At 48.8% G+C, this 12,546-nt stretch carries 11 protein-coding genes; all 11 read right to left on the bottom strand.

The features are described from left to right. Positions 1 to 3,758: hypothetical protein (locus ACO6V1_RS13425; protein ID WP_422462906.1), on the bottom strand; the 3,758-nt coding region annotated here is incomplete at its 3' end. Positions 3,759 to 3,888: 130 nt separating this feature from the next. Continuing rightward, positions 3,889 to 6,750 carry a protein kinase domain-containing protein gene (locus ACO6V1_RS13420; protein WP_422467169.1) on the bottom strand — a complete coding sequence of 954 codons (2,862 nt, stop codon included), beginning with the start codon at positions 6,748 to 6,750 and terminating at the stop codon, positions 3,889 to 3,891. 354 nt (positions 6,751 to 7,104) lie between these two features. Continuing rightward, positions 7,105 to 7,497, bottom strand: a complete 393-nt coding sequence (rplQ, locus tag ACO6V1_RS13415; RefSeq protein WP_101746623.1) for a 50S ribosomal protein L17 — start codon at positions 7,495 to 7,497, stop codon at positions 7,105 to 7,107. Positions 7,498 to 7,565: 68 nt separating this feature from the next. Next, the gene (locus tag ACO6V1_RS13410; protein ID WP_422447480.1) at positions 7,566 to 8,567 is read right to left on the bottom strand and encodes a DNA-directed RNA polymerase subunit alpha; all 1,002 of its coding nucleotides are present in this window, start codon (positions 8,565 to 8,567) and stop codon (positions 7,566 to 7,568) included. Between the two features lie 31 nt (positions 8,568 to 8,598). After that, entirely contained in the window at positions 8,599 to 9,219 is a 621-nt protein-coding gene (gene rpsD, locus ACO6V1_RS13405) for a 30S ribosomal protein S4 (RefSeq protein WP_101746625.1), read from the bottom strand. Between the two features lie 15 nt (positions 9,220 to 9,234). Continuing rightward, complete coding sequence (gene rpsK / locus ACO6V1_RS13400) at positions 9,235 to 9,624, bottom strand: 30S ribosomal protein S11 (protein ID WP_020582394.1); 390 nt, start codon at positions 9,622 to 9,624, stop codon at positions 9,235 to 9,237. A 103-nt stretch (positions 9,625 to 9,727) separates the two neighbouring features. Continuing rightward, positions 9,728 to 10,084 (bottom strand): 30S ribosomal protein S13, encoded by a 357-nt coding sequence (rpsM, locus tag ACO6V1_RS13395; protein ID WP_101746626.1) that lies wholly within the window; start codon positions 10,082 to 10,084, stop codon positions 9,728 to 9,730. Between the two features lie 355 nt (positions 10,085 to 10,439). Next, positions 10,440 to 10,553: a 50S ribosomal protein L36 gene (gene rpmJ / locus ACO6V1_RS13390; protein WP_081622108.1), complete on the bottom strand. Its 114-nt coding sequence runs from the start codon at positions 10,551 to 10,553 to the stop codon at positions 10,440 to 10,442. A 45-nt stretch (positions 10,554 to 10,598) separates the two neighbouring features. Next, on the bottom strand, positions 10,599 to 11,924 hold the full coding sequence (gene secY / locus ACO6V1_RS13385; protein WP_101746627.1) for a preprotein translocase subunit SecY: 1,326 nt from the start codon (positions 11,922 to 11,924) through the stop codon (positions 10,599 to 10,601). Beyond that, complete coding sequence (rplO, locus tag ACO6V1_RS13380) at positions 11,925 to 12,359, bottom strand: 50S ribosomal protein L15 (protein WP_101746628.1); 435 nt, start codon at positions 12,357 to 12,359, stop codon at positions 11,925 to 11,927. A gap of 1 nt (position 12,360) precedes the next feature. After that, positions 12,361 to 12,546: a 50S ribosomal protein L30 gene (gene rpmD, locus ACO6V1_RS13375; RefSeq protein ID WP_209276238.1), complete on the bottom strand. Its 186-nt coding sequence runs from the start codon at positions 12,544 to 12,546 to the stop codon at positions 12,361 to 12,363.

Below are 12,546 nucleotides of genomic sequence, written 5' to 3'. Positions count from 1 at the left end.
TATTCAGGATTCATCATCGTCAGCAGCTCTTTGACAAAATCCTTCCTCTTGACCTGGTAATCATTGACGAGCTGAGCTGTCGCCAGCCAGCCGTTAACCCTGCGCTCAAAATCATCACGGCACACATGGCTGGCCAATTTTATTTGAAGATTCCCAGTCAGTACATGAAGGCGATGTTGTTCCTGTTGAAGCCGGTCAGTCCGGCAGTTTAATGTTTCGGGTTCTTCCTCACAGTGCAGGGCGATAAACTGCCGACCTTTATTCAGGGTAAGCAGTGAGCGTATCAGCAAGCCATAAATGCGCTCATGGGCATTTTGGGGCTTGTTAAAAAGAAGGGTTCGAGGTATGTCAAATACAACCCCTCTTTGCAATTTTCTTGTCAGCGGATCAAGGTTATCAACAAGGTATGCCAGCGCATCGTTCAATAATCGGGTTTCTTCAGTAAACGACAAACACCATACCGGCCTTTCAACACCAGGAACGTGAACGGCCAGTCGTGCTCCATTCGTATCAATGACTCTGGAGTCCACACTGACTTGCAGCCCCATCGTTTTGATACCCAAATCACCGTATCTAAGATCAATATTGCAGGCCTGTGGCAATTTAATCGCCTGACAGCCCGGGACCGGCCTGAAGGTAATGTTTTGTGTGATTTCTGAATCCTCATCGGTGTTCAGTGCCTGCAACTTCTCAAAGAGTATGGTGGCCGATTTTTCTGTCGTACAGATAATGTCAATATCATTAAATGCCGGGCAGAGGTTCTGCAAAAAACGGGCGTATGAACCGGTAATCAGAATGGGGGGATTGGCATAAGAGCGATTGATGTCCTGAATAATTTCCAGTGCTTTTAGTGTCAGCGCATCTAACCGCTGAGCTTGCTTGTCCGGGAAACCCGGTGCCCCTGTTTTTGGCCATTGCTTCCGGGTTTGAGCCACAAGGGTGGAAAATAATGCCTGAGCAACCGATGCATTATCTGGTGCATTCCTGAACTCCCTAACCTGAGGAGGGGAAAGGTCTTCCTGGCCGAGATTGCCATTGGATACCTCTAACGGTTTTGCTACCCGGCCAGAGTTGTCAATATCACTTACGGGGATAACCGGTTGAAACAGCCGCTGATCAAGTATCCTGGCTTTGGTGCTGTATTGTTCAAACCAGCAGCCCAACGCATGGCGCTGCTTACTTCCTTCAGGGAAACTATTAAGGCACTCCAGCACCTGATCCTTATGGATTTGTCGTCCATCAATAGGCAGTCTCTTACTGTAGCAATGAGCCAGGAAGAAGAAATGCAGGCGTAAATTCTGAAATGAGCGCCTCAGTGTATTGATGGATTGCAATACCTGTTGTGCTGATACGCTCTGATGATTCATTGGCAGCTCATGCTGCAAAGCCATGAATTTCAGGATACATTGCACTCGATGCTGCTCATCGTCATTGACCGATAAGTTGTTTAAGGTTTGACAGGCTTCTTGAAAAATAGCCTGAACCTCGCTGGCTTCATCATAGGGCTGAAATTGTTCCAGCCGTTGAATCAGAAACCTGGTTTGTCTTGAAGAATGATCCCCGGGCACTGTGTTAAACGCTGCCAATACTCTCTGGTTATCCAGATCGGAGCCATGCACTATTCTTGCATTCAATGCCAGCTGGGAATAAAAAATAGCTCTTTCCAGCAGCCAACCACCACGGACATAGTCTTTAGCCACCTCATCCGGGTTGACCTGCTGACCATTCAACAACAAGCCCCTGAAGCAGCATTCTGCTTTGAAACGCACAATCCCCAGTTTGCCTTCCGGACTGTCCGGAAACGCCTCAACCACCGTATCCGGTGTCACCGGCCGATCCTTTAACGGCAAGCCCCTCAGGCAACATTCCGCTTTGAAGCGCCCTAGCCCCAGTTTGCCTTCCGGACTCACCGGAAAATCCTTGATCACCTCAGCCGCTGTGACCTGCTGGCCATTGAGCAACATGCCCTTCAGGCAACATTCCGCTTTGAAACATGCCAGCGCCAGTTTTGCCCTGATTGCCTGAAAACCCTTAACCACCTCATGCGGTGTGACCTGCTGACCATTCAGTGAGATGCTCCTCAGGCAACACTGCGCTTTGAAGTGCGCTATCGCCAGTTTACTGTCCGAACACTTCGGTAAATCCTTAACCACCATATCCGGTTCGATCTGTCGGTCATTCAACGCCAGGCCCCGCAGGCAACACTCCATTTTGAATCGCGCTGCGCCCAGTTTGCCTTCCGGGCTTGCCGGAAAATCATTAACCACCGCAGCCGTTGTAACCTGTCTGCCATTCAGCAACATACCCCTCAGGCAACATTCCGCTTTGAAACGGGCAAGCCCCAGTGTTGCCCTGGCAGCCCGATACTCCTTAACCACCTCATCCGGTGTAACCTGCTGACCATTCAACAGCTTCCCTCTAAAGCAACATTGTTCCTTAAAGTGCGCCAGCTCAAGTGTCGCTTTAACGGCCCGATAATCCCTCGCCACCGCATCCGGTAGAACCCGTTGGCCATTCAACGGCAGCCCCCGCAGGCAACATTGTGCTTTGAAGCGTGCCAGCGGCAGTGTCGCGTTAATGGCCTGATAATCCTTAACCACCGCATCCGGCGTAACCCGCTGGCCATTCAACAGCAGCCCCCGCTGGCAACATTCTGCTTTGAAGCGTGCCAGCTCCAGCGGGGCTTCGGCGGCCTGATAATCCTTGACCACCGTTTCCGGTGTCACCTGCCGACCATGCAATAGCAAGCTCCTCAGACAACATTCCGCTTTGAAGCGTGCCAGCGACAGTGGTGCCCCGACCACCTGATATTCCTTAACCACCTCATCCGCTGTGACCTGCTGGCCGTGCAATGGCAGGCTGTTCAGGCAACATTCTGCTTTAAAGCGCACTATACCCAGTTTGCCTACCGGACTATCCGGGAAATACTTAACCACTTCATCCGGTGTCACCTGCTGACCATTCAGCAGCCAGCCCCTCAGACAACATTCTTCTATAAAGCGCGCTATACCCAGTCTGCCATCCGGACTATCCGGGTAATCCTTAACCACTTCCTCCGGTGAGATCAGCCGACCATTCAACGGCAGGCACTTCAGGCAACATTCCGTTTTAAAGCGGGCTATCCCCAGTTTGCCTCCCGGACTATCCGGGTAATCCCTAACCACCTCATCCGGTGTAACCTGTCGGCCATTCAACAGCAGATACCTAAGGCAACACTCCGACTTGAAGCGCGCCAGCTCCAGTGTTGCCCCGATGGCGTGATAAGCCATGACCACCGAATCCGGAGTGACCGGATGACCATTCAAGTTCAGGCCCATCAGGCAACATTCCGCCATGAAGCGTGCTATCGCTAATTTGAACTTATGATTTTGATCTGGCTGTCGGGAGAACTCTTCAATGACCTGAATCGGGGTAACGACTCTATTGCCATGCAAAATGTTCTGTAAGCACAGTTTTTGCAGGAAAAAGCCGCTTCTGATAGAGGATGTATCATTTCCATAGGCTGTAAGCACATCAGCCGAAGTGACTTGACGTCCTTGTAATGGTTTTTTTTCCCAAAAAGCATCCTCAACACACTTGCCGTTATACAGAGCGATGCCTGTGACTCTATGGGGACTAAGGTTTGAGACACTTTTACCGTAAAATGCACTTATGGAAGGGTAAGGAAGCCTGCTTGAACTGGCTTGTTGATCAACCCAGCGAGCAGACTTTGGGTGGGCGCTGGTTGATGCGGCAGCTTTCAGAATAATACCCTGCACTCATAAATAACGCCGTTTGACCATAAAATTATTATTAGGTTCCATTCAGAATGTGCCAATCAGGGAGATAAACTCAACCCGAAAGGCTGGCGCACGTGGCAATAGCACAGCCAGAGCCGGGTAACTGACACTATGAAACAGAAAAATCTGCCGCGAACTTTTTATGCAAGTAATCCTTGTACACTGCAATATTTTCCTCGGACTCCAAAAGTGCTGTCACTTTATACTTCAGATCATTTTGAAAACCTTGAAGTTCATGCTGGTATTGAACGGGAGAAAAGTTCACCAGGCGACTCTCCGCTAATTTTTGGACGGTCAGCGAATCCAGTTTCTGCCCTATTAATGGCTTTAAAACCTCAGCATAAGAAGATCGCAGCAAAGCAATATGCTTCATTTTGGTTGCCGATGGCGAATCAATATCCTGACGAATCAGTTTCTCTCCAACGACACTTTCACACACATATTCAGCAAACCAGGTGACAGTGTCCTGCGCCCCTCTGGTATATGCGTCCGGTCTGGTGAGAATAGACAAAAACTCATTCTCTAAAGCAGTAAAATTTTCCACAGGTTCTTTAGCTGCAAGCATAGCCAGCAAACTTCTTGCCGCACTGACTTCATCCACGTTTTCCAAATCCGCCATATAAGCTGCGAGTTGTTTGCTTTTACCGGGGTCACCTTCCCTGCCATCTTGAAAATAATGACAGAGGTGAGATTTCTTAAACTTTGCCACATCTTCTGACGTAAATTGATATTTTGAAATTCCGGTAGTGGAGGCCAGCAGTGATTCAGCCCAGCCACTGTCTGCTGTTAAAGCATCTGTGACCTGAACACGTGTAACAAAACCTTTGCTTAAAAAATTGCACGCCAGCCGCTTACTTTCTTCATTACCTTTTAACATTTTTTCTGCCAGCGCTTTAGCCTGGGATGAAACTGCCTCCAAATGCATTCGTTGAGTCTTCGTGAAATCAGACTGCCGACGGGGATATAATAAGGAAAAAGGCCTTAAATTGGACTTATGGGTATAGGTGGCTCCAATATTCCAAAGAATAAATACTCCAATCTCTTCCAGTAATCTGATCTGCTCAGACTTGGATGGCAGGGCTTCTATAATACCAGGCAATATCCTACAAAAATCAGCTTTATCTATATCATCCCGATTACTTGCTACCTTTTTCAACCTATCCAAAGGTGCCTTTAGATTTTTAGACAGCTTACTCGAAAGTTCCTTTACTTTCGTCTCTTCAGAAGCTTTCTCAGCCAGTAGTTTTTTCTCATTGACTTCAAATTCTTCCAATTTAGACGTTGCACGCTTTTGATCATTTTTCGCTATTGTCAGCTTTTGTTCATATTGAGAATTTCTATTTTGTGCCTCTGTGAGCGCCTGCTCAGCCTCTATACGCGCTGCCACCGCCTCGTTATGCGCTGTATCCGCCTCCCGATTCTGCTCCTCTGCCTTGGCAACCTTTTCTGTCAACCTCCTCAATTCTTTTTCTTGACTAAAAAGGGCTCCTTCCATCTCTTCTACTTCTGCTCTCTGCGCTGCCAGTATACGAGATGTCTGCTCGACATCACTTTGCGCACGTTCTGCCGCAGCTTTATAATAAGCAGTTTGTTTTTCCAGCGATTCGGTTTCTTGCTTCTGTTTTTCCAACTTCAGCTGTTGTACCTGCATTAACTTTTCCAATTTTTGCTTCTGCTCTTCTTCCATCTTTTCGATTGCAATCTGCTGCACTTGCAACTTCATATTCATTTTATATTCTTTTGCTGCTCCCTCTTCTTTTAGTTGTTTAAATTCCTCTTCTGTTATCCCACTTCTTTTAGCTAACCTTTGGCTTTGTTTTAACATCGTTAGTTCATATTTCAAATTTTCAACGCTACTTTTGGCTAACTTCAATTCACTAGCAGCTTCTTCAATGATTTTGTATCCACTGGAAAAAGCGGTCATTTTCCCCAGGCACTCGTCTAAGTCGGGACGAGAGGCGCTGCTTGTAGAAACCATCTGAGTTAAGAAACCGGACAGCTGCTTGACGAAATCATTACTGTCTATCCTGAGTTTTGGAAGAAATTCCGCCAGATTTAGCTTTAAGTCCTTGCCCTGAGAAACCCGAGACTCGGCAACTTTATATCGATCAGGTTTATCAGAAAACAGATTCAACAAAATAATTCCAAGGGAAAACACCATCGACTTATCTGTAATTTCTGATTTCCGGTATTGGTCAGGCTCAATAAACAACGGTGTCCCCACTAGATTCTGGGGCTTGGGCGCTGATGGATTTTCAAGATCGAATACATGGGCATTGTCAATAAAAAAAATCTCTTTATTAACTACATCATACATCATGTTGGACGGTTTAAGATCGGGATGAACTAACCCCCCAGCCACGAAAGTCTTGGCACAAATCAACATAGCCACAGCACAGTCAAACCTGTCTTTCAGTGGCCATTTTTTATCTTCAAAATACTTCTGCAAACATTCTCCGGGAATGCGTAGTTGATCCAGATATTGGTCACCATTAAATTTTCCAGCACCTAACGATCCGGGCTGAACCGAATGAAAGTCCATTTCACTCCTGGCAACTTCAGTGTTTTTCTGGATCTTCATAATTCTGTTATATTGCTGCCCTTGAGGAACTCCCCAACATTTCTCTGACTTTCGGACCAAAAGACTACTTTCATAGACTTCTCCAAAAGCACCTTTGCCTATATATGGATTGGTTATATCGTGAACCTGGATAATGAAAGGTTTCTCCCCAGCCCTTTTAAAGCCAACCAGTCGATCAAAATAACCGGACTTCACTAAACAATGACAGGAGCGATCTGAACTGCTGTGATGATGTGCTTTAAGCTGACCATATAATTCTTCAGCCATTCTGGCTTCCCGGGGGGACAATTGCCGAATGAACTTAATCTCAGGGGCATTGCGTTGTTTGCCACGGACTGAGTCCATCTGATGCAGTGGTGGCTTGGTTGCAATGGATGGAGGGTAATGCATAACTCATTCCTGCAATTAAAAATTTGATTATGAAGATTTGATCATTAAAAGTTTAATTAGTTCTTTATCGTTGTTAATTAACCTGACAGAAAGTCAAATCAAAGCTCCATAAAGAGATTCGAGATACTCCTTATTTTCCATTTGTTTTCATATAAATCACTAACCAGTTGGTTAGCGTTTATAACATCCCGACTCATCTTCTGAAGTAGAATGGCCAATGGATAGAAAATATTCGATGACAGTTGGTTAACTGATTATGAAGGGCAAGATGCTAAGGACACACAGAGAAACAGTAAAAGAACTTCATGGCAGGGTGAAAACAAAAAAGCCGGGATAACCCGGCTTTTTTCTGACTTATTCTTCGTCAGCGGACTCTACTGCTGCAACAGCAGGACGGTCCAGCAACTCGACATAAGCCATAGGCGCGTTGTCACCATGACGGAATCCGCACTTGATGATACGGATGTAACCGCCTGGACGCTCTTTGAAACGCGGACCCAGATCAGTGAACAGTTTGCCTACCGCAGCCTTGTTACGGAGACGATCGAACGCCAGCCGACGGTTAGCAACGCTGTCTTCCTTAGCCAGGGTGATCAGCGGTTCAGCAACACGGCGCAGCTCTTTCGCTTTTGGCAGTGTTGTCTTGATTACTTCGTGCTCAACCAGGGAAGCAGCCATATTCTTGAACATCGCTTTGCGATGAGAACTGTTCCGGTTAAGCTTGCGGCCACTCTTACGATGACGCATGGCACAAACTTCCTCTTCTTACCAGGAACCGCTTCTGTTTCTGCAACAGTGGCGGCTCCTGGCTGCAATTAAGCAGAAACCTTATCGTCGCTCTTCAAACTGGCAGGTGGCCAGTTATCAAGACGCATACCCAAGCTCAGACCACGGGAGGCCAGAACGTCCTTGATTTCAGTCAGGGACTTCTTACCCAGGTTCGGGGTCTTGAGCAACTCAACTTCAGTGCGCTGGATCAGGTCACCAATGTAGTAGATGTTCTCTGCCTTCAGGCAGTTAGCACTACGTACGGTCAGTTCGAGATCATCAACCGGACGAAGAAGAATCGGATCAACCTCGTCTTCTTCCTTCACAGGCTCTGGCTCGGACTCACCTTCCAGATCCACGAATACCGCCAGCTGCTGCTGCAGAATAGTAGCAGCACGACGGATGGCTTCATCAGGATCCAGAGTACCATTGGTTTCCAGATCGATAACCAGCTTGTCGAGGTCAGTACGCTGTTCTACACGAGCACTTTCTACGACATAGGAAACACGGTATACAGGGCTATAGGTGGCATCCAGCTGCAGACGGCCGATAGCGCGAGTTTCCTCTTCATCCTGACGACGGCTGTCGGCTGATTCATACCCACGACCACGAGCAACCTTCAGCTTCATGTTGAGATTGCCCTTGTTATTCATGTGGGCAATAACATGATCAGGATTCACGATTTCAACATCGTGGTCCAGCTGGATGTCAGCAGCAGTGACGACACCCTCGCCTTTTTTGCTCAGAGTCAGAGTAACGCTGTCACGGCCAGTCATGCGAATAGCCAGGCCTTTGAGGTTGAGCAGGATTTCAATAACGTCTTCCTGAACACCTTCAATAGCACTGTATTCATGCTGCACGCCATCAATCTCTACCTCAGTCACGGCACAACCGGGCATAGAGGAAAGAAGAATGCGACGCAGGGCATTGCCTAAGGTATGCCCAAAACCACGTTCCAGCGGCTCCAGGGTGACCTTTGCCTGTGTCAGACTGATTTCCTCGACATCAATGTGTCGAGGAGTTAGAAATTCAGTAACCGAATTCTGCATGGATGTTACACCCCACCTAACTGTCTATCCCTTACTTGGAGTACAGCTCGACGATCAAGCTCTCGTTGATGTCGGCCGCCAGATCACTCCGCTCGGGCAGCGTCTTGAAGACACCTTCTTTTTTGCTGGCGTCCACTTCTACCCAGATGGAGAAACCACGCTGGGCAGCAAGTTCAAGCGCTGCATTGATGCGCAGCTGGTTCTTTGCCTTTTCACGGATAGCAACAACGTCACCAGGCTTAACCTGATAAGACGGGATGTTTACAGTCTTGCCATTAACCATGACAGCTTTGTGGCTGACCAGCTGGCGTGCTTCTGCACGGGTAGAACCGAATCCCATGCGGTAAACCACATTATCAAGGCGAGACTCCAGAAGTTGCAACAGGTTTGAACCGGTTGCACCCTTCAGACGGTCAGCTTCCTTGTAGTAGTTACGGAACTGCTTTTCCAGTACACCGTAGATACGACGAACTTTCTGCTTCTCACGAAGCTGAACACCGTAGTCGGAAAGACGACCACGACGCTGGCCATGCTGGCCAGGAGCATTTTCTGCCTTGCACTTTGACTCGAGCGCACGAACACCACTCTTCAGGAAGAGATCAGTGCCTTCACGACGAGACAGTTTGCACTTAGGACCTATATATCTAGCCATTTACCGGTCTCCTGCTTATACACGACGCTTCTTGGGCGGACGACAACCATTGTGTGGGATCGGGGTAACATCAGTGATGTTATTGATCTTGAAACCACAAGCGTTGAGCGCGCGTACAGCGGATTCACGGCCTGGACCAGGCCCTTTAACATTCACGTCCAAATTCTTCAGACCGAACTCAGCGGCGGCACGTCCGGCACGCTCAGCTGCAACCTGTGCAGCAAATGGCGTGCTCTTACGGGAACCACGGAAGCCGGAGCCACCTGCAGTTGCCCAGGAGAGTGCATTACCCTGGCGGTCGGTAATTGTCACGATAGTGTTGTTAAAAGAGGCGTGAATATGGGCGATGCCATCCACAACCGACTTTTTAACTTTCTTACGTGTACGAGTACCTGGCTTTGCCATATCAGAACAAATCCTGTATTTAAAAGTTCGTTATTCCCTGTAAAGAAAAGCCTTTAAAAGAAAAGGTCTATGCAAAGCGTTTCTTCAGAGAAATGAAACGATCTTATTTACGAATCGGTTTGCGCGGACCCTTACGAGTACGGGCATTGGTCTTTGAGCGCTGACCACGAACCGGCAGACTGCGACGGTGGCGAAGGCCACGGTAGCAACCCAGGTCCATCAGGCGCTTGATGTTCATGCTGATTTCGCGACGCAGGTCACCTTCTACGTTGAGTTTTGCAACTTCAGTACGCAGGGATTCCAGCTGATCTTCGCTCAATTCAGATACTTTGGCAGACGGGTTAACACCAGTGGCAGCACACAGCTGCTGAGCTGAAGTCTTACCGATACCAAAAATGTAGGTCAACGAGATAACGGCATGTTTGTTATCTGGAATGTTGACGCCAGCAATACGGGCCATTCAATCGTCTCCGTTATTACATTTAACCGTGTAACAGCTATTCAGTTGATCATTCCTGATTGCTCAGCAAAACCAAATTAAACTGAAACACGTCACCATATTGAAACGCCGGAAAGAACCTTTGTTTCAGAAATGGCTGCTTTCATCCTGAAGAAAACACCTGGGAGCGATCAAGCAAGGCTAAAACACTCACGCAGCAAAAGGCATTTCCAACAGGTCGAAAGGCGGAAATTGTAATCCCCCTTTCGATAAAACACAACCGCTCATGAACAATTTCATGAGCGGTTGGCTTTGCCTGAGGTCACATTAGACCAGAGTCCTGCTATCGCGAGAATCCGTAGATTCCCGACAATTATTAGCCCTGACGCTGTTTGTGACGCGGCTCCTGACAGATCACACGTACATTACCCTTACGCTTGATGATCTTGCAGTTGCGGCAGATTTTTTTAACCGACGCGCGTACTTTCATAACTAACTCCACAACCGTTGCAGAACTATTCTCAATGAGAGTGGCTTAGCGGATCAGACCGCCAGAGCCATAGCCCTTAAGATTGGATTTCTTCAGCAGCGACTCATACTGATGCGACATGAGATGCGACTGCACCTGAGCCATGGTGTCCATCACCACGACCACCACGATCAACAGGCTGGTGCCTCCCAGATAGAACGGCACGTTAGCCGACACGACCAGGAACTGAGGCAACAGACACACTGCTGTCATATAGAGAGCACCGAACATGGTCAGGCGAGTCAGGACACCATCAATATAACGTGCAGACTGCTCGCCCGGACGAATACCGGGGATGAATGCACCCGACTTCTTCAGGTTATCTGCCACGTCTTTTGGATTAAAGACCAGGGCAGTGTAGAAGAAGCAGAAGAAGATGATGCCTGCCGAGAACAGTATGATGTTCAGTGGCTGACCCGGACCCAGCGCCAGAGCGATGTCCTGCAGCCATCCCATGCCTTCACCCTGGCCGAACCACTGCGCGATGGACGCAGGGAACAGCAGCAGGCTGGAAGCGAAAATAGCTGGAATAACGCCGGCCATATTCACCTTCAATGGCAGATGGCTGCTCTGGGCCGCAAACACCTTGCGCCCTTGTTGACGCTTGGCATAGTTTACGGTTATCCGGCGCTGACCCCGTTCGATAAAGACTACAAATGCGATGATCGCAATTGCCAGAAGGGCAACGGCGAGCAACATCAGGATGTTGATATCACCCTGACGTGCGGACTCGAAAGACCGCACAATCGCACTTGGAAGACCAGCGACAATACCTGCAAAAATGAGAATCGAAATACCATTGCCGATTCCCCGTTCAGTCACCTGTTCGCCCAGCCACATCATAAAGACGGCACCGGTGACGAACGTGACAACAGCGACAATATAGAAGCTGAGGTCAGTGCTGAAGGCAACACCCTGATTGGCCAGACCGACAGTCATGCCAGTACCCTGGACCAGGGCCAGGGCAACGGTCAGGTAGCGGGTGTACTGGCTGATCTTGCGACGTCCGGACTCACCTTCCTTCTTGAGCTGCTCCAACTGCGGGCTCACCACGCTCATCAACTGAACGATAATGGACGCCGAAATATAAGGCATGATACCCAGGGCCAGTACCGACATTCTCTCCAGCGCACCGCCAGAGAACATGTTGAACAGACCCAGAATGGTGCCTTCATTTTGTTGAAACATCCGAGCCAGCGCATCAGGGTTGATGCCCGGCACAGGGATGTGCGCACCGATCCTGTAAACCAGGATCGCCAGAAACACGAACTTAACGCGAGACCACAGCTCGTTTAAGCCGCTTTGATTCCCAACAGGTAATGTCTTAGCCATTTAGTCCTCGATCTTACCACCGGCAGCTTCAATCGCAGCACGGGCGCCTTTGGTAACAGCCAGACCTTTGATGGTGACTGCTTTAGCCAATTCGCCAGACAGTACCACTTTGGCGCGCTGGATGCTACCGCTGACCAGGTCAGCTGCTTTCAGCGCTGCCAGATCGATCACGTCTGCTTCAACCTTGTTCAGTTCGTGCAGACGAATCTCAGCAGTAAAACGCGCTTTGCGTGAAGTAAAGCCAAACTTTGGCAGACGACGCTGCAGTGGCTGCTGACCGCCTTCGAAACCTGGCTTGACAGAACCACCGGAACGGGACTTCTGACCCTTGTGGCCACGGCCACAGGTCTTGCCCAGGCCGGAGCCAATGCCACGACCTACGCGCTTACCCTCTTTGCGGCTACCTTCAGCCGGGCTCAGAGTATTCAAACGCATGTTATTCTCCTTCTACCCGGACAAGGTAGGATACCTTGTTGATCATGCCACGAACTGAAGGAGTGTCTTCCACTTCAACAGTGTGGTTGATACGACGCAGGCCCAGACCCCGTACGCAAGCCTTGTGGCTTTCGAGGCGACCGTTAGTGCTCTTCACGAGCGTCACTTTGATCATCTTCTCAGCCAT

It is taken from the genome of Endozoicomonas sp. ALC013, from assembly GCF_049310205.1.
In the GTDB taxonomy this organism is placed as follows: Bacteria; Pseudomonadota; Gammaproteobacteria; order Pseudomonadales; family Endozoicomonadaceae; genus Endozoicomonas.
The sequence above is the reverse complement of the archived record's forward strand: the minus strand, read 5'-3'. Positions and strand labels throughout refer to the sequence as shown.